At 47.5% G+C, this 17,069-nt stretch carries 17 protein-coding genes; 14 read left to right on the forward strand and 3 right to left on the reverse strand.

Translation table 11 applies throughout. The features are described 5' to 3' along the window. Positions 1-65: 65 nt before the first annotated feature. The 9 genes from HII27_RS19140 (at position 66) to HII27_RS19180 (ending at position 9,610) form a co-directional block, all read left to right on the forward strand. Positions 66-2,501 (forward strand): phosphoadenosine phosphosulfate reductase domain-containing protein, encoded by a 2,436-nt coding sequence (locus HII27_RS19140; RefSeq protein WP_007372324.1) that lies wholly within the window; start codon positions 66-68, stop codon positions 2,499-2,501. Positions 2,502-2,524: 23 nt separating this feature from the next. Further along, positions 2,525-2,899 (forward strand): hypothetical protein, encoded by a 375-nt coding sequence (locus tag HII27_RS19145; RefSeq protein ID WP_008786576.1) that lies wholly within the window; start codon positions 2,525-2,527, stop codon positions 2,897-2,899. A 10-nt stretch (positions 2,900-2,909) separates the two neighbouring features. Further along, positions 2,910-3,257, forward strand: a complete 348-nt coding sequence (locus tag HII27_RS19150) for a hypothetical protein (protein WP_008786575.1) — start codon at positions 2,910-2,912, stop codon at positions 3,255-3,257. 250 nt (positions 3,258-3,507) lie between these two features. Beyond that, positions 3,508-3,858 carry a hypothetical protein gene (locus HII27_RS19155; protein ID WP_007372327.1) on the forward strand — a complete coding sequence of 117 codons (351 nt, stop codon included), beginning with the start codon at positions 3,508-3,510 and terminating at the stop codon, positions 3,856-3,858. Positions 3,859-3,890: 32 nt separating this feature from the next. After that, a complete protein-coding gene (locus tag HII27_RS19160; protein WP_016241553.1) occupies positions 3,891-4,190 on the forward strand; it encodes a hypothetical protein in 300 nt (99 codons plus the stop codon). Further along, positions 4,190-5,014: a hypothetical protein gene (locus HII27_RS19165; protein ID WP_007372328.1), complete on the forward strand. Its 825-nt coding sequence runs from the start codon at positions 4,190-4,192 to the stop codon at positions 5,012-5,014. The genes HII27_RS19160 and HII27_RS19165 overlap by 1 nt, the downstream gene beginning before the upstream one ends. Before the next feature lie 61 nt (positions 5,015-5,075). Beyond that, positions 5,076-5,735 (forward strand): hypothetical protein, encoded by a 660-nt coding sequence (locus HII27_RS19170; RefSeq protein WP_008786574.1) that lies wholly within the window; start codon positions 5,076-5,078, stop codon positions 5,733-5,735. A 48-nt stretch (positions 5,736-5,783) separates the two neighbouring features. After that, entirely contained in the window at positions 5,784-6,029 is a 246-nt protein-coding gene (locus tag HII27_RS19175) for a hypothetical protein (RefSeq protein WP_007372330.1), read from the forward strand. 203 nt (positions 6,030-6,232) lie between these two features. After that, entirely contained in the window at positions 6,233-9,610 is a 3,378-nt protein-coding gene (locus HII27_RS19180; RefSeq protein WP_016241552.1) for a hypothetical protein, read from the forward strand. A gap of 221 nt (positions 9,611-9,831) precedes the next feature. Here HII27_RS19180 and HII27_RS19185 read toward each other — a convergent pair whose 3' ends face one another. Next, positions 9,832-10,155, reverse strand: coding sequence for a hypothetical protein (locus tag HII27_RS19185; RefSeq protein WP_007372332.1), 324 nt, complete (start codon positions 10,153-10,155; stop codon positions 9,832-9,834). A gap of 91 nt (positions 10,156-10,246) precedes the next feature. Then, positions 10,247-10,438, reverse strand: coding sequence for a hypothetical protein (locus tag HII27_RS19190; RefSeq protein ID WP_007372333.1), 192 nt, complete (start codon positions 10,436-10,438; stop codon positions 10,247-10,249). Positions 10,439-10,581: 143 nt separating this feature from the next. Here HII27_RS19190 and HII27_RS19195 point away from each other — a divergent pair, with 143 nt between their 5' ends. The 5 genes from HII27_RS19195 (at position 10,582) to HII27_RS19215 (ending at position 13,572) form a co-directional block, all read left to right on the forward strand. Further along, positions 10,582-11,106: a hypothetical protein gene (locus HII27_RS19195; RefSeq protein WP_016241551.1), complete on the forward strand. Its 525-nt coding sequence runs from the start codon at positions 10,582-10,584 to the stop codon at positions 11,104-11,106. 71 nt (positions 11,107-11,177) lie between these two features. After that, positions 11,178-11,723 carry a hypothetical protein gene (locus HII27_RS19200; protein ID WP_007372335.1) on the forward strand — a complete coding sequence of 182 codons (546 nt, stop codon included), beginning with the start codon at positions 11,178-11,180 and terminating at the stop codon, positions 11,721-11,723. A gap of 136 nt (positions 11,724-11,859) precedes the next feature. Beyond that, complete coding sequence (locus HII27_RS19205; RefSeq protein WP_007372336.1) at positions 11,860-12,162, forward strand: hypothetical protein; 303 nt, start codon at positions 11,860-11,862, stop codon at positions 12,160-12,162. Positions 12,163-12,273: 111 nt separating this feature from the next. Continuing rightward, positions 12,274-12,699 carry a hypothetical protein gene (locus tag HII27_RS19210; protein ID WP_016241550.1) on the forward strand — a complete coding sequence of 142 codons (426 nt, stop codon included), beginning with the start codon at positions 12,274-12,276 and terminating at the stop codon, positions 12,697-12,699. 153 nt (positions 12,700-12,852) lie between these two features. Continuing rightward, entirely contained in the window at positions 12,853-13,572 is a 720-nt protein-coding gene (locus tag HII27_RS19215) for an HNH endonuclease signature motif containing protein (RefSeq protein ID WP_007372337.1), read from the forward strand. Between the two features lie 1,528 nt (positions 13,573-15,100). On the opposite strand, the gene HII27_RS19220 is transcribed toward HII27_RS19215, so the two are convergent. Next, the gene (locus tag HII27_RS19220) at positions 15,101-16,219 is read right to left on the reverse strand and encodes a replication initiation protein (protein ID WP_016241547.1); all 1,119 of its coding nucleotides are present in this window, start codon (positions 16,217-16,219) and stop codon (positions 15,101-15,103) included. Positions 16,220-17,069 lie beyond the last annotated feature (850 nt).

Raw genomic sequence — 17,069 nt, forward strand, 5'->3', positions numbered from 1 at the left:
TATTCGTCAGCTGGTACGCCCGTGTTTAAATAAATATACAAAACGAATAAATAAACAGGTGAACCATGCAACAGGTAATCGACTTTGGCACATCAGAACCGACCCTTGCCCCAATCCTTACCGGGGATAAATGGGATACGGTTTGGCAAACACTGGCTAATGACGAAGACCTGAATTATGTCGATGCCAGCACTGGCACGAGCATGGCCAATCTTATCACCACCGGCACAAACGCCATTTATAAAGCGCTTACTGACGGCTGGACTATGAGCCTGGCGTATTCATCAGGAAAGGACTCTGAGTGCGTTCTGCACCTCTTCCTGATGGCGCTGGTAAGGGCTACCCGCAATGGCACAAACATCAGCCAGCATCACTATGTGATCCACACCGACACGGGCATCGAGAATCCAGCCGTCCGCTGGCTGGCAGACACAAAACTCGCCGAACTTGAGGCATTCGTTGAAAAGCACCAGTTACCGCTGAGCATTGTAATTGGTAAGCCTGGACTGACATCTGGGTGGACTGGCCGCATCCTTTCAGGGCGAGGATTGCCAACATTTTCAAATAGTTCCGCCAGACAGTGCTCGATCGACTTGAAGGTCGATCCTGCACGTCGGGCCCGTGCCGAGTACATGCGAGGACTGCCTAAAGCCGTTCGTCAGCGCGTTTGTCTGCTGCTGGGTTCCCGTGATGCAGAGAGCACAACCCGTGCCATGAACATCGAAAAAAAAGGCGGGAGCGCTGAAGACGTTAAACAGACAAAAGAGGGCGGTGAGCTCTATCCGATCCGTCACTGGCATCAGGGGAACGTATGGGAATTCCTGCTATCGTCCGGGGATGAGGCTCGTTTTGCGTTACCCAGTTACCTGCCTAACAATAATGAAACTGCTGAGCTCTACAAAGAGGCTACGGGCGAATGTGTCTGGACGGGTTCTGAAAAAGCAAAAAGCGCCTGTGGTTCACGATTTGGCTGTTACCTTTGCCAGGCTGTAGGGCTCGACCGCTCTATGGAAAACCTGCTGAATGCCGACCCGGAGAAATATGGCTATATGGCTATCCTGAACCGGCTTCAGCGTTTCATTGCCAAACGCCGTTATGCCTGGGAAGACCGCCATCCAGTGGGCCGCACGGTATACGAAGGTGGGTATATTAAGATCCAGCCAGATGTATACTCGCCGAAATTCCTGGAACGTCTGTTACACATCTGCTGTAGCGCCGACTACGTAGAGCAGCAACGCGCCGATGACGTTGCCGAGAAACTCGCTTACGGCTTGCTGGAAGACAATGCGCATAACCGTCGCATGTCCCGGCCTCAGTTCCGCATCGTCAGCGAAGAAGCCGTTGTGCATGTCGATTTCATGTGGGCTTTCCATCATTTCAATGACAAGCCTTTTAGGGCACTGGAGATCTACCACCGCGTCTGGGCCCACGGCGAGCTGGATCTGTTGACTGATGAACCGACGATGCCTGTAGTCCCTCAGTCCCCAATCCCTAAAGCAGTCTGGCTGAAGGTGGGGAAATTTGGCGATGACTCACTATTTGATGGGCTGGCTGATCCTGTTGCGGAAATGACCTATTTCGACGGCGGAGATGACGAACGCGCCGCACGTGTCATCAAGACAAGAGACGGCCACCGTCGTGTTGTCAGTTTCAGCGAAGATAACGAAGTTACCGTAGATGAAGAGTCTGCAAGCTTTGTGTTATGGGTGGAATACCCACGCCTTAAATCTGCTATTGAGAGCGGGGCGTACACCGCTGGGAGCGCGGCGCAGTTCTACCTGCGTTTCGGCACGGTATCTCTGTGCAAAGGTAAGTCAGCCTTGTATCACAAAATGATGCAGCGTGGTCAAACCTACCATCGACTCGGCCTGACCGGATTCCAGTCGATGGAAGGGATCACAGCTCGAAAAGACCTTCGCATCCTCTCGACCGAGAAATACCAGCATGTTCTGAAAAGAACGCTGGAGGCCCGGATCATTCGTTTTAAATGGTGGGCTAACCTCGCTTTCACCATCCAGTACCACATGACCCGCATGACAGAATTTGGGTTCTGGCTGCATCGCGTCTTACGCCAGGAAAGCCATAACGAGCTTATGGACGAGAAAACGCTGTGCAAAAACAGCCTGGAAACTGTCCTGATCAACCAGACCAATGCCTGGTGTCTTGTGATGAGTGACGTGGGCAACAAACCTGATACATCAAATGCGCTGCGCCGCTACTGGAGACAGGAGCGGGCCCGAGCTTTCGCGCACTGTGCTTCAGTACCGGAAGTCCTTAAATCGCTGGTGGCTCGTGAGATGTTCAATATTTATCGACGTGCGCTTTATGAACTCAATAGCCATAAAGAGTTGAGCCTTGGCCTGATACACATACAGGAACTGGCAACTCAGAACGCGGACGCGTTACGGATCCATATCAAAATAATGATGCGGTTAATCAGGCTGTGGCAATTGTCAGGTTTAACAAGCATTGGTCAGAGTGAATTTTGTGAGGCGGCTTAACTGCCTGGAATAAAGGGAAAATAATGAAAATCATGCTTTCACTAGGCTCTGTTGCTATTACGACAGTAGCATCTATGTTGTTGCTGTGCAGCCAGGCTAATGGCAGCAACGGGAACAGGCCTTTACGGATCAACGAACCTGTTCAGATTACTATCGAACAAGTGATGTATCGCATTGCAAATGGTAACCAGAATATCGGCATGAAAATGCGTGAAAACCCAGTGCTGTTTTCGGGTCATGCCGGAATCAGTGTAGAGCTAAGTGATTTTCCGCCCGGGTCAAAATCCGCGCCCGTACCCGGAACTACCGTAATGCTGCGTACCGCTTTGTCTGGTCAGACAGAGGCCTGTTATCAGCAGCACTGCTACTCAGCCGAAGTGACCACGTACAACGAATAGAGGTCTTGCTATGGCAGACAGAACTGATGGAATGAAAGGAAGAGCACTGATTAGGCAGTTGTCCGGTATGCCACCCGGCGTTAACCCATTAAACGTTCCTCAGCCGCTTAAGCGAACCGTGTGCCTGGCAAAAGGCATAGTGGATACATGGGATAGTTTTCCATCCGAAAACAACCTTGCAATCGCCCTGGAAAACGCCGCTGCAATATCACGGCTGGCGATAAGCCTCCTGCAAGAACGGGAAGTACTGTACCGGCAGCTGGCATCTCTTGGAGTAGAACCAGAGAAAATGAAACAATCCGTCGAAGCCATCCCGATGGAAACGCTTTTAAAAAGCCTTCCAATGAGGAAAAAGTAACTTTCTAGCGTTTTTTGTTTCCGCTGTAAGAAGACACCTTTTTTGGTGCTCAATAGCAGTATTTTTTTAACAGATAAACTAAACGAATTCAATATTTCTTAAATTCAAGCACATTTTGTCTTCTTTTAAATTTCGTCGTAGGTTTAATGCAGTTAATAATGTTACTCACGGATTAATTTTTAAAAAATACAGAGCCTAATCAGGCTATACGGGTTTTGTAATTGCTATCATTAAAGTCACGAGGAAAACCATGAGTGCATACGTCGAGCAGGTGTTTAATGATGTTGAAAAAATGCGTGGCAAAGTTCTGGCCGACCGATTCCGCATGGTATTCAAAAAAATCCAGCTTGTGAAGAACGACGACTCAGACGAGGCCTACAACCTGAAGCAACAGGAAAACCTAGCCGCTGTCACTGAACTTCAGAATGCTGGTGGTTTCATTGATTGGGACATCAAGGTCACTAAGTATAGCAACACATCCACTCAGGTTGAGTTGCGGCATAAGGTAGATGGTGTGCTGGTATGGCGCGATTTTACCTTCGTAAGCGATTTTGTATTCGAACTCGCTAAAAACGTTGTCTATTCAAAAGAGACGGTCTGAATTCAATTATTGCATTAATAACCGGTGGAAAAATGGAGCAACTGACACCTGCAAAACTCGACTCGATGATTACTGAGACTACAACTGAACTGCTATATGCGCAGAGGGCACTTATCAGCCCAAGCCGAGCTGATGCGATGGAAAAGAAAGCGTCTCAATTACTCAGCATATTATTGGAGTTAAAGGAACTAAGAAATAAAAGCCCACAAAAAATCATACTGCCACCCCCTGCATGTTGCTTTGCAGATCATAGTTATCCTGCATATTCCAGAGACCAAGTTATTGCAATACTTGATTCTCTTGGACATAAAATTATTGAAAAGGAAAATTAATGCGCCAGACAAAAATCGTAAATATATTCTATGCCAGTGCTGAAGAGCTTCAGCTAGGCATTAACGAGATAGATACTGAGATTACGACCGCTTTGCAGAACGGCAATATGGAAGCCGTCAAAAAAGCAACGTTACTTAAAAACACCATGATTAGTCTGCTGGACAACAAACAGAAGGGCGAGCTGGTTCAAGAAACGTGTACGTCAGGCGAAAAGGCTGATTCATCGGTAGAAATAACGGACGCAATGGCCTACGCGTTCCACGCGGCATCTGGTGAGGGTGCAATTGGTTCCGATGATGTTGAAGAGATAAAGCGTGGTCTGCGGGTAGTTATCAATGAGTGTGGCCTCACAAATCACCTCGTAAAGATCCCTGCTGGTTTACACGATGCAACAGCTCAGCTTGTAGTTAACTTCGCCTCTGAGATGGCGGGTAAGCTTTACCGGGCCCAGGAGAAGTATGGTCGTGGGGCTGAATGGGCAAAATCTGACTGGAAGGATGAATGCCTCAAAGAGCTCCACCGACACCTTTCAAAAGGTGATCCACGTGATGTAGCAGCCTACTGCATGTTTTCGTGGCATCACGGTTGGCTGACCCACAGCGAACAACCTGCTATAGCGGGGCTCAGCGAAAGAGTTCTGTTCGATAGCTTTATGAAAGATGATTACTCACCTGATTCAAGTGGTTCAGTATCAGAGGAAGAAGAAAGGGTCTTTCTTGAGGTGCTCTTTCACATATGGCAAGGCCGGGCCGCAGTTCAGAATGGATTAACTCAACAGGAAATGGATATCGTAATGAAGTACCGGGAACAAAATCAGAAATAACATTACTGCGTTCTGACAACCAGTAAATTAACTCGATGCGGTATTTCAGAAAGGAAAAATTATGATCGTTCTCAAATACCCTCCTTACCCATCGCCCTTCTGGTTCCGGGGGGAAAAAGATAAAACGGGTGTGGTTACCGAGGTTGGAACAGTTTATGTGGAAGCAACAAAGGATAACCTGCTGCTGGTGGAGGGCACACTCCCTCCGGTAGGTGCGACTTTGTTTCTTACACCTGACCGGTTCGATATTAAAGCTGAAACTGAGATTGATAGCCGGGCCCGACGAGAGGAACAGGCCAGACAACGTCTGACACGGCAAGAAGAAGAACGACAGCAAAAGGCCGCTCTCGATATGAAGCTGATGCAACAGGCGCAAGAGCGAAACGCTCGTTTGTATCTTCCGGTACGATGGACAAGCGGATTCAAATCGGTGATTTCCGGGCTGACGGAAAACAGTAGCGGTAACGGTATAAACCGGCGAACTGTGATTCACGTGCTTTTACTTGAGGACATACGTGATGGGCGCCTGGTCAGAAATGAAGGGGATTTTCTTTGCACCGCCGCAGGTGGAAGTAACGGCAAGCTTTGGGTTAACCCAGCCACCCATAGTGATGGTGAGTACGGGCCTTACGTATGTGAAATAACGTGTAAGCAGTGTATTAAGGCTGCTCTACGTTGGCAGGATAAAAATAAGGCCGTCCCACCGGAATGTGTTCCGTAGGTATCAGGCGAACCGATCACCACGCTATAGAGAGAGGGGACAGTGAACATGCAAGTTGCTAAAAACAAGTACGCCGTTCTGGACAGTGCGATCATGAAAATACTCGGCAAAGAGCCGGTTCCATTTTCACTGATTATGCTTCCAGACGTAGCTGGTGAGTGTTCCCGACTCGCTGATGAGGAGAGGAATAAGCCGATGCCATTCCGCATTCTTGACCGGCGGTTACAGGCGCTAAGAAAGGCTGGCAAAATTCAGTTCGTGACCGGAAAAGGCTGGGTAAACCCTCTTTCCTGACCACCCGCAATTCGTACTGCATCTTCCTTTTCGTAAAAGGCAACTCTTCGTTGCCTTTCATCCCCCAGAGCTATTCGTCACCTGCCCCCCCAACGATAAAATCAAAGTATCACAAACAATATGTCCCCCATTTAAGCCATTAGAAACACCATGTCCTAGTACAATAGCGGCAACATGGCTAAAGCCGGGGGAAGGAGATCATAATGACGGGTATCGTGCGCATTGAACAACCGGTAGAGCGAATTGAACGTTTCCATTCTCTTCAAGGCGGTCAGTACTGGCGGGCAAATGAAGCCATTGCTGAAGAGAACATTGCCGCTTCCGAAGTACTGCTGATTGAATCGCTGCGTTGGGTCGACAACAAACTGCATACGGTCATTCTGCGCACCCACCCATCAAAACATGGCCAACACATTCGGTTTGAATATACCGATGAATCTGGCCGCACTTGTGGCACTACCCGTAGCTTCACTCAGCACCGCTTTTTGTTTGATGACTTCGTTAACAAATTCACCTTTGCTGCTGACTCGAAAGAAGTCCGCGAAAGTGAAGTGCAGGCCTGCCAGCAGTTGGCTCAGAAGCTGACCGTTGAACTTTCCGAGGCGATGACAAACCCTGAACGCATGAAAGAGATCATTGCGGAACGCCTTGAAAAAGAGCAGACAGAAAAAAGCGAGAACAAACTCAATACTCTACCCGCGACGATTGACCAGTACACAAACCTCGCCACCGGCCCGTTAGAAAATGCGCTGACATCCGGTGTCAATGAGGAAAGCATTAAGGGAATGATGGAAGCGGCTCGGCATGGACATAAACTGGCCGTCATACAATCTGAATGGCTACAAGGTAAGAATAACGAAATTACCAGGGCCGTTCAGGCCGTCGTACCCTATTACCAGGAAATGGCTGCGGCGCAGCTGGCCGCATTCGAAGAGAGCAGGGAGAACGTTGAATCGCTGATGAAAGGGATTGCGTCTCTGGATCTTTTCATCGGCAAAGATGTTGTCGTCAACACGATAATCAAAGGCAATTCAGCCCCGAGCGACATTCCTCTGACATTTGTCCAGAAAAAGCTACTGATGGATGAGGAGCTCGCTGTCTATCTGGATCTGGGAGACTGGTTCGATTTCACCAAAGCAGATTTATTCGACCAGGCACTGCAAAAACACCCGGGCCTAATCGAGCAGATTTTCCCGACCCAACGTTGCGTACTGGTTATGGCCGTCACCAGACGGCACGTCAATTATCAGGATCCGTGGGAGGCTGCGGCCAAAGACTTTCAAAACAGATGTGTCTTCCTGCTGGTACGAGACGGCGAAAATATTTACCAGGTATGCAGCCCGGTTGAATCTCATCTGGGCGCTCATACGCTGTTCCCTGAACGTGACGAGCAGGACGCGCTTTTTCGCGGTTTTGACGGTTCTCGCATCACCTTCCGCGATGTAGCTTACACTGACCGGCTGCGGGCGCATGAAAAGATGGCGCTGCACTATAAACGTTTCCTGATCCTTTGCTGCGGGCTCGACCAGCGTGAGCGCCTGTTTGGCGAATTCTATGATCGCAGTAGTAACATTAATTTCATCTCGATGGACTTCCAGGAGAAATATTGCCGCTTTATTCATGACGCAGATGGAACCGGTCTGTTGAGTGACCCGGAGGCCGATACCAGACCATCGCTGGAGTCCTACATTAAGCAGGCGAACCAGCACCTGCGTTCTGGTTCACGCGTCTTTTGTGAGTGGAGACAGGTCGTTAATCCGGTTACCGCACCCGGGGCAGCTAAGGATGATTCAGGTAAGGGCTACCGGGGACATTCATTCACGGTTGATTTCGTTAAAAGCCGTAGTACCAGCGTGGCATACCAGAAGAATGAAGAGATCTACGTTGATGTGCCAGTCGTTCAGCACACCTACAGCCGTAATGCGAAGTCAGACAAACGAGAATTCAATGCCAAGGTATGCCTCTCAAAATTCAGAACCTCTGATAGCCTTGGCTATCTTTGCCTGGACACGGTGAAATCCGCCGATCTCGAATATTACATTCACAACCGGCGTATCCGGGCTAACCATCTTTATTACATCCGGCTCTTCAAAGAACTTGCGGCACTGCTGAAGCTGGAAGAAACGCATGAAGAACAATACCGAAGCAAAATGCTGGCGGCTTTAAACGCCGGGAACATCGGTGACGAAAATGACCGGGTTGCGGCTGTAGATAAAACGATTCAGACGTGGCGCTGCGCAAACCGAGGTGCATCCCTCCAAAGTGGTCTGGAAGATGAGAAGCAATGGAAAGCGCTCCTTGCCATGATGGATTTAATTGCATGGCGAGGTCATGCAAGCATCCCGCAAATTGAATGCTACTGTGAGCAACTTGGAAACTCTCCTCTACGGCTTGTGGTAATGCCAAACGGCAAACTGGGCCTGTATGTAGCCCCACGAGCTGAAGAACGAAACGATGCAGCTGAGAAACACAAATGGGCTATACGTGTGGTATTGAGTCTGACGCGTACCGGTGTGAAAGAGGTATCTCGCTCATGGGCTCTGGTTAACGAACTGAGCGTATCTGAATGCACCCTCAAAGAATGGCCGCTGGTGGATGAGTGGAAAGGGTTAAAGTCTGTATTTGAAAGCTACGACCGGAAACTTAAAGCTCTGGCAGACATTGAACTGGGCCGTGAGACTCTCAAGCGTCTGAATCCCAGCAACCAGGAAGGTCTGAGCGAGCTGGCAGAATTGTGGATTAATGCTTTTGAAGAAATGAACTTCTACCGACCGACTGGCGGGATCGTTCAAAAGCCAGTAATGATGATCCCGATTGGTCTTATTGTCGACCGTGAGGAGTGGTCATACTTATATCTTGGTACACGCGGCTCTGCGGTCGAGTATATCTATCAGAATCTGAATGATAAGGCACTCAAGGCCCGGGTAGCCCACCGTCTGATTTCAAATTACGAGGTCAAAGAGGGTAAGCTCGATAATCTTGCCAATAAGAAAACAAGTCTGGGTCTCTTTTGCACAAAACAGCGCCCGGACATGGCCCCTTTTAGCGCAGACCGAAACATAGAGACATATGGGCCTGATTTCGGCGTTAACCATGCTGTGCTTACGCATATGGTATCGTTTAAATCGCAGATAGCGCTGATTCAGCAAGAGGCAGATCGCGGCTTACACCGTCGCTTCACGATAGCCAGCAACCTGGTCAGTTCAGCCGGGGAGTTGCTTATCGATCAACTGCTCGGCGATGCGGCGCGAGATGCAGATGAGCCGGTAGATATTCTTGAGGTGGTTATTAACCCAGCGCCAACCGGTGAACCAGGGGCGAAGCTGAAGAAGAATGGTGAGACATTCTGGCATAAGCACTGGTGTGATTTGTGTAAGCCAGGAACCGAAGAAAGCCTGGCACTCTCCCACATTCACGCGCCGGATCACGTCATTACGCGGACTTCGTTCAGTTCCAAGGAGGATGCCATCCTCTTCGTACTCAAGACGATGCCGCAGGCCAGAAAATACGAAAAGGATTTCTTCCGCGACAATGATTTCGATGTACCTGATGGGATTATTGAACGGTGGATAGACCGTTAATCATATGCAGTATGAATAAAAAAAAGCCCGCTTTAGTCGTTGCAAGCGGGCTTTTTATTTCTTCGCGTTACAGCTGTGGCATCAATTACAAAACGGAACGGCTTGGTGCCGGGGCGAAGAACGGAGAAAGGGATAGGCACGAGGTGGTGATAATGTTGCTATTCATATGGGGTATGAATAAGAAACAGCCCACTTGCGAGTACTAAGTGGGCCATTGAGGGTCAGGCATAAGACTCAGACAGAGCAGTAGCGGCTTCAAGCGCCGGTTCAAGCGACAGGCTGTTATCGCTGATAACATTCCATCCCTCATTGCCGTAAACAAAATGGACGTAACCTGCACGTTCAGTTTCTTCAGGGCGATAAGCATAGAAGTAGTCTTCATCAGTAGAGAACATGGCTTCAACAATACGTTCTACGTTCGTAGAGCGCTTCAGCACAATCTCTTCTGAGTCGAATACCGAGATGCTATATCCTGCTTCAATCAACCCGGTTGCTGCTGCCCGGGCAATTTCCTGCTCAATACGTTGCCGCTGATCTACGTTCATGCCTGCTGCTCCTCGATGGGAAGTGAAGTCGAACACACGAGAAAGCATGAACTATAGTTCACATTTAATCAATAAAAAAGGGAACTATACTTCACTTATTCTTGGTTTTTTTTAATACTGGTAGTCCTGCAAGCGCATCGTTCCAATGCTGCTCGCGTTCCTCATTACCTGAAATATTACTTATCCATCTTTCGGACTTGCCCCAGCGCTGTGCCAGCGCCTGCCGCGTCCAGCCTTTGCGTTTCATCTCTGCTTTAAATTCATCGCTGGTGGGTTTGTACATAGGTTAATCCACGTGAACTATAATTCACCTGATAGTACGGTAAGGCTGGTTAAGTAACAACGGGATATCGACGGTCATCTTCCGTTCCCGCACACGGGCCAGTGCTCCTGGCTATACTGAGTCAAAAATGCGGAGGACACATTATGTTTGAACGTATAAGCAGGTTTTTCGCTGGCGCAACAAAACAGGAGAGGGCGGAACCGTCAGTCTCTATACCTGAACCTGTTACTCTTGAGGGTGATAACGCGCCATCAGCTATCGAACATGACAGAAAAATAGTCCATGACAGCAGGGTATTTATACATAGGTCTTTAGGCTTTATACTTATGGTATATTCTCCCGAATTATTCAGAAAAGCCATTAATCATGACATATGTCTTGGCTATATATATGGTTATATCATAGCGGCAATAGGTGACGACGAAGAGTTATGTAAAGCATCGGAAAATCGTCGATGGGATGTTGTCGCTGCCTATTATCGAAGTTTATTGGATTATTCAGCTGAAGCTTACTATGAGAAAACTGTAAACGCGATGGATAATTACCACTTCAAACAAGCAAGAAATGTAAGCGTAATGGATTATCACAAAAACAAAATCAATCCTGATGGCGATAATCATCATTTGCGTTTTCTAATGACCGAAATAATTGAAGATAGGGTTGAATAAATACACGTTTCGTCACATGAACGACCTATGGTTTACTGAATATAACGACAACGAACCATAGGCCAGAAAAAATGACACTTCAAAAAGCCAACGAAAAACGTATTGAAAACTTCCTAGCCAAACAAATTCGTCATAACGGTAAGATTTTATCAATGCGTGAATTTATGGATTCACTCATTGCTGACGGCTATAGCCCACGTGCAAAAGCGGAACAGAAAGTAGGACACCCCAGCAGCCGTCAAACCTTTCGCTGGAACAACGAGCAGCAAAGGGAGCACCAGATTAAGCGAGCTCTGGGGGGTACTGTTCTGAAATATTCAATGGTGTCATCTGACGGCTCATTTTATGACATTGAAAAAATTGCCTATGATTACGTCATTGAAAAAATGGGCGGGGTTAACGTTAAGCCGGAAACGATGTGTTTTGCGATTTTCAACAGCCCTTCATCATTGCGGGGCGGGAAGAGAGAGCGCTGTGTAGCTGTCTATAGCCGCACTGTGGCAACAGAGGAACAACGGGTCAGGAGCATGTTATCTACTGACTTCACGCATTATGATCTGGTCTGGTTCGGTGAAGCCACTTCCCAGAAGGAAGCGCTGGAACTAGCCGAGGGATAATATCAATTAGCCACCAAGGAAATAACCGGGGTGGCTTTTTTGTTTTAAACGATTAAAAATAAGCCAAATCACTTCGTCACAAGCATGTGGGTGGTAATATAGACATATAGGCAATCACATTCAACTGGAGGCTAATATGTCAGATTTAATTGCAGCAAGATATGATGAAGTATCAGCTTCCGAGTTTGAAGATGATATGGTTGTCATTGTCATTACCGATGAACAGAGTGAAGATATTGAGGTTATTTCAGACCTTGATGATCTTTTCGTTAATACTGAGGTTGTGGTTATTGATGGTGACGCTTTAGAAGTCGACTATGATAACGCTGGATATTTTTCATCAGAGAATAGCTATGAAGTTTCAGTAGACGATATGTTATTCGACAATACCGTTGGTGAGCAACTTATGGATTGTGGTTTTTTCGGCACTCAAAGCTAATAGATACTCGTTATTTATTATCGCGTCCCAATCGTCATGCAGGTGTGGTTATTTATTTACTGAAAAGCCATGTTTTAAATAACAGGCAACGATAATCTAACAGGAGCGGCTATGAAACTCGAAAACATTAACAAAGAGCAGCAGCTCTATGTTCTTAAATGTGGCTCTATTCTATCAAGCTACGGATTTGATCTCCTGCATACAAAAGCAACCGCCGTAGCTGACTGGATGGACGTTGAAGCACCAGTAGCTGCACTGGGTACAGAAGAACATTTTGAACAATGTGCAGAACTCATGCGGCGCGGGCAGGTATATGCTAACGCTTCCCGGAAATGCTGCCCCGGTAATCTTTCCCCCCAACTAATTGGGCTTGAAGGTTGTCGTGTTAGAGTCACTACCGATGACGGTGAGGAACGCTGTTTCTGGGTTGCAAAAACGACCGGATGGATGCCGGGTCACCTCGAAGTTCCACGCTCGAATACGGCTTATGGCCACCCTGCACAAGCGCATTACAAGTCAGTTCAGACTATTCGATAAGTCACCGGTGCTCCGATTTCGACATGATGCATACCAACCAGACTCACTACTGTTGTCATCGACAAGAATGACAACAGTAGTGAGTATCTATGGCTTATCCTCGGAAAACAGCCCATTATTCATGCCTCCCTCTTCCGGTATGGCATAGCTCACATGGCTTCAGATAAAAATCAAACCGATAAACTCGCCCGCGATATTAAAGACAAGGTTCTCGCCAGGCCTGCTGGCTCATCAGGAGAACCAGTGGAGTACCGGAGTGTCCATGAATTTATGACACTAACCCGCACGGGAACCCCTGCTGATGCCCGCCAGTTCCGGCTGGCTGTTAAAGCTAAGGGAATAGCTATCTGGCCTGATGATGACCCACGCGTAGGGCAGCAATTTGCACGTGACGGCATTCGCTGGGAAGTTCGTCTGAAGACCTTCCGGCCTGAGAGTCAGGATTCATTTGACGATGACCTGGATGAGAAAGTCTCACCAAAACGCTTTGGATATCGCCGGTACGGTGCGATGTCCCGTCCTGATCAGAAGAAATTCAGCGACAGGGTATACTTCAACTGCATGGAGCGGTGTGTCGTCACCGGTGTGAAGACAAAATGCAGGGGAGAAGCAGCACATCTGATTGAGCATCATAAAGCGGGCTCTGACCACTGGAGTAATGGCCTGTGGCTTCGGGCAGACATACATCGGTTATACGACAACGGCCTGTGTGTGATTAATCCCAGCACCCTGACAATCCATTTCCACCCCACTATCCTGGCTAAGGATGACGATCTCATCGCGTATGAAGCTCGGCCAATATTACCGACAAGAAAACCTGTAAACCCTGCCTGGTTAAAATCCCGGTGGGATGAACTTACCTGGCCGAAGTAAGCATCGTGTCTGACAACGGTAGTGAGGCCTAATCATTACCGTTGTCGTAGCAAACGGGCTTCAATGCTTGGCTCATTATCGTTGTCACCAGTCTGGTCAGCTCATAACTATTGCCATCGGCACTGAGATGCCGTCCTGCGCATCGAACTCACATCCATTGTCACTCGATTTTTGAATCTGCCGGGAGTGTAACCAGTGACAATGGTAATGATCACCTTCACATAATTAACGAACCGTTACTACTGGTAAGAGGGTGCATGGTCGACAACGGTAATGACAATTAAGGAAAGTACCTTTCTGTAATGACAACGGTAGTGACTTAATGGTTAACCCTTGTCTGGTTACCGGCAATCAAGTACAGGAACTATGACAATGGTAGTGAGTCATTACCATTGTTATGGCTCATCATACTATCCCTATATACAGCAAGTAGACGGCGTTGCTCACTACCATCGTCATTGGTTGCATGGGTAGCAGAATGTTAGATGACAACAGTAGTGATTCTGGTGCTTCACCATCCGCCTGGTGACAACGGTAATGAGTGATCGAGATCACTATCGTTGTCGCAGCGTTCGGTATGGCTACAACCGGCAAGTTGTGCCTCGACAATGGTTGTGATCCCGCACTCACTTGATTCGTCATCGCCGGAACGACCCCACTGAAATGTACTTGGAAACAATGACAATGGTAGAGACTTGAAAAAATCACATCCATTGTCATTGACCAATCAGGTTAGCTACGACAGCGGTTGGACTCATTTCCATTGTCACCGACAGGCCATGTATTCATACAACGACAACGGCAGGGAGTGACGCGGTCACTACCACGGTCATTCATCCCGCCCCTCAAGTACGAGCAGACAGTACGGCGAGTGAATCCTTACCATAGCTACCTGAAAGGCCTGATTAACCTGGAATGCATATGACAACGGTAATGACCAACAGAACTCATTTCCGTTGTCATTGTGCTGGTGGAGCAGTAAGAACTTGGTCTGAATCATGAATGACAACGGTAGTGAGTATTCTTAGTCAATACAGTGGTCATTCAAATGCGCCGGGAGCAAATGACAGCGGTAGTGAGTCAAATCACTCATTACCGTTGTCATTGTGTCATGGGAATCAGCGATAAATCCGTACTGACGATGCCGACAATGGTAGTGAGCGGTATGAGGTCTTCTCCGAGAAGCTGCTCTGGAGAGTTGTCGATGATGACAACAGCAGTGAGCTGCCAAGACTCATTGCCGATGTCATGGTGTCATGGGTATCAGCGATTTGTCTGTACCGGCGATTCCGACAATGGTAGTGAGCGGTGTAAGACCTTCCCTGAGAAGCTGGTCTGGAGAGATGTCGATGATGACAACAGTAGTGAGCTATCTAGTCTCATTACCATTGTCATGAGTGGTCACCCCGCAATGACAACAGTAGTGACCGCGTCACTCAATACCGTTGTCATTAAGCTAAACAGGATTCTCTGACGATGTGCAGGGAGGGAGGGTTCCAGGCCGTCATCTGACAGCCCGGAGGGAATGCTAGCTGGCGGGATTGTTCTTTTTCTGGCTTCTAAGGCTGCGAATGTAGTGAAGTTCTTCAGCTGTTAAGTCATGGATGGTTAACGTTTCATCCCCATCAATGGGCTCATCTGGTGGGCACAATTCACCTTCCAGTGGCTCACCATTATTTTTACCCGACGTGCCATTGTTCTCCTCATCAGCATCACCCTCGCCATCACCATCAGGTGGTGGTTGGATATTGTTCAGATTCAAATCAGGATCGCGTTTGTGGATCTGGAAATAAACCTTCCCATCTTTTTTTACTTCGGTGTACTGAAGGTAACCAATGGATGCCAGCTCCTCCAATGCCTTACGTACTGTGGCGTTCTGGCTGTTGGCACGGGTCTTAAGATTTAATCGGTTCTTAAGTCTCGTTAAGGAGATCGGGATTGGATTTGGTGGAAGTGACTCAATGAACGTGTAAAGCGCCTGTGCGCTCTCTTTTTTCGCCAGTTCCTTGATAGCCTTCAGCTGCATCAAAACCTTGTGGTCGTACTGATACAACTCGAATATCTTAGGGTCTATCTGTAGCTCTACCTGATCAGAGTCCGGGTCAAGCAAGGCAGACTGCACCAGGTGCGTCGTATACACCTTTGACGAGTGGGTGCTGGTGAAGGACAACATCACGGATGCCAGCCTGCGTAACGACGCGTCGATACGCTTACGGGATGCGGTAGAGGAACGATAATTTTCAGGGTTACAGAGCTTCAGAAACTCAGTAAATTTGAGGCTGATCTTATCGTTATCAATCGGATGGTTAGCTAGCGTTCGGATGATTCCCATCCACGTTTTGAAGTCAACAGACATATCGAGGCGCTGACCCACGATCGAGATATTGGTGAAACCCTCGCTCTCCATCAAAGAAAGTGTCTGTAGTTCTTTCGTGGCATCAAAGCCAACAGTTTTGTATTCACGACTCTGACGGCCAACGCTTTTTGGTGATGGCACAAACAACCCAAGGCGCATGAGCGCGATAGACTGAACCGTCCTGCTGCTATTAGGACGTAAAATAATTTCTTTACCTGTCTCTCTCTCTGTTACAGAGAAAGCCCTGGTAACCATCTGGCCTTGCTGCTCAGAATCTTTCTCATTGGTCATAGTGGTTTATCGACTGTATTAATCAACAGATTATTGAATACTATCGCCCAAAGCCCTCAGTGTCACTTAAGGGATCTCTGCGACGATCTCAGATTGTGCATAAGTCCAGGCTAAAAAAACGCCACGACTAAATATAAAACTCTGAAATTCACATAAAAACAAATACATACGTAGTTTATCAACAAAGGAGCAATTCCGGTGAAAAAGATCCTTTAAAAAATCACTACCATTGTCGCCGCAATCACTACCGTTGTCAAAAAACTCACTACTACCGTTAAAAAACTCACTACCAATGTCAAAATAATCACTACCGTTGTCACCGATTGGCTTCCAGGCCTTGTGCCGTCTGGCTTCCGAGCTGCGGGGATCTCTTGTGATCTATGGGAACTCGTAAGGTACTAATTATTGGAACTACCTTGTGGAAAATGGGGATAAATTCTCTCTTCGAGTTAAATCAACATCGAATAGCTAAATTGTCGAAAATATGTACGGGCATGAAAGGAAAATGCGTATAGAAAACAGTGGATAAGATTTTAATAATTTTGTTTCATCATACAGGTGATAGATGGTATCTATATGAATTATAATAGAAATATACTCAAAACTCTTTAAGAGTTATACCTTCAGATCACACAATAAAACTCACTACCATTGTCACAAATACTCACTACTAACGTCGAAATAGTCACTACCAATGTCATTTTAATCATTACCAATGTCAAAAAAGTCATTACCATTGTCATAAAATGCCCTTGAGCCCAGTAACCATGCGGCTTGCAGCGTACAGGGATCTCTTTTGTATTCCGTTGCACCTTTGGGATCTCTTTATTGGAACTGTCCTGTGGAAAAG

The organism is Kluyvera sichuanensis (assembly GCF_014218705.1).
GTDB classification, from domain to species: domain Bacteria; phylum Pseudomonadota; class Gammaproteobacteria; order Enterobacterales; family Enterobacteriaceae; genus Kluyvera; species Kluyvera sichuanensis.

Coding starts and splice junctions, on each gene's coding strand:
- HII27_RS19200 (WP_007372335.1), top strand. CDS start 11,178: ATGACACTTCAAAAAGCCAACGAAAAACGTATTGAAAACTTCCTAGCC.
- HII27_RS19175 (WP_007372330.1), top strand. CDS start 5,784: ATGCAAGTTGCTAAAAACAAGTACGCCGTTCTGGACAGTGCGATCATG.
- HII27_RS19220 (WP_016241547.1), bottom strand. CDS start 16,219: ATGACCAATGAGAAAGATTCTGAGCAGCAAGGCCAGATGGTTACCAGG.
- HII27_RS19205 (WP_007372336.1), top strand. CDS start 11,860: ATGTCAGATTTAATTGCAGCAAGATATGATGAAGTATCAGCTTCCGAG.
- HII27_RS19170 (WP_008786574.1), top strand. CDS start 5,076: ATGATCGTTCTCAAATACCCTCCTTACCCATCGCCCTTCTGGTTCCGG.
- HII27_RS19190 (WP_007372333.1), bottom strand. CDS start 10,438: ATGTACAAACCCACCAGCGATGAATTTAAAGCAGAGATGAAACGCAAA.
- HII27_RS19180 (WP_016241552.1), top strand. CDS start 6,233: ATGACGGGTATCGTGCGCATTGAACAACCGGTAGAGCGAATTGAACGT.
- HII27_RS19160 (WP_016241553.1), top strand. CDS start 3,891: ATGGAGCAACTGACACCTGCAAAACTCGACTCGATGATTACTGAGACT.
- HII27_RS19215 (WP_007372337.1), top strand. CDS start 12,853: ATGGCTTCAGATAAAAATCAAACCGATAAACTCGCCCGCGATATTAAA.
- HII27_RS19155 (WP_007372327.1), top strand. CDS start 3,508: ATGAGTGCATACGTCGAGCAGGTGTTTAATGATGTTGAAAAAATGCGT.
- HII27_RS19195 (WP_016241551.1), top strand. CDS start 10,582: ATGTTTGAACGTATAAGCAGGTTTTTCGCTGGCGCAACAAAACAGGAG.
- HII27_RS19210 (WP_016241550.1), top strand. CDS start 12,274: ATGAAACTCGAAAACATTAACAAAGAGCAGCAGCTCTATGTTCTTAAA.
- HII27_RS19140 (WP_007372324.1), top strand. CDS start 66: ATGCAACAGGTAATCGACTTTGGCACATCAGAACCGACCCTTGCCCCA.
- HII27_RS19150 (WP_008786575.1), top strand. CDS start 2,910: ATGGCAGACAGAACTGATGGAATGAAAGGAAGAGCACTGATTAGGCAG.
- HII27_RS19165 (WP_007372328.1), top strand. CDS start 4,190: ATGCGCCAGACAAAAATCGTAAATATATTCTATGCCAGTGCTGAAGAG.
- HII27_RS19185 (WP_007372332.1), bottom strand. CDS start 10,155: ATGAACGTAGATCAGCGGCAACGTATTGAGCAGGAAATTGCCCGGGCA.
- HII27_RS19145 (WP_008786576.1), top strand. CDS start 2,525: ATGAAAATCATGCTTTCACTAGGCTCTGTTGCTATTACGACAGTAGCA.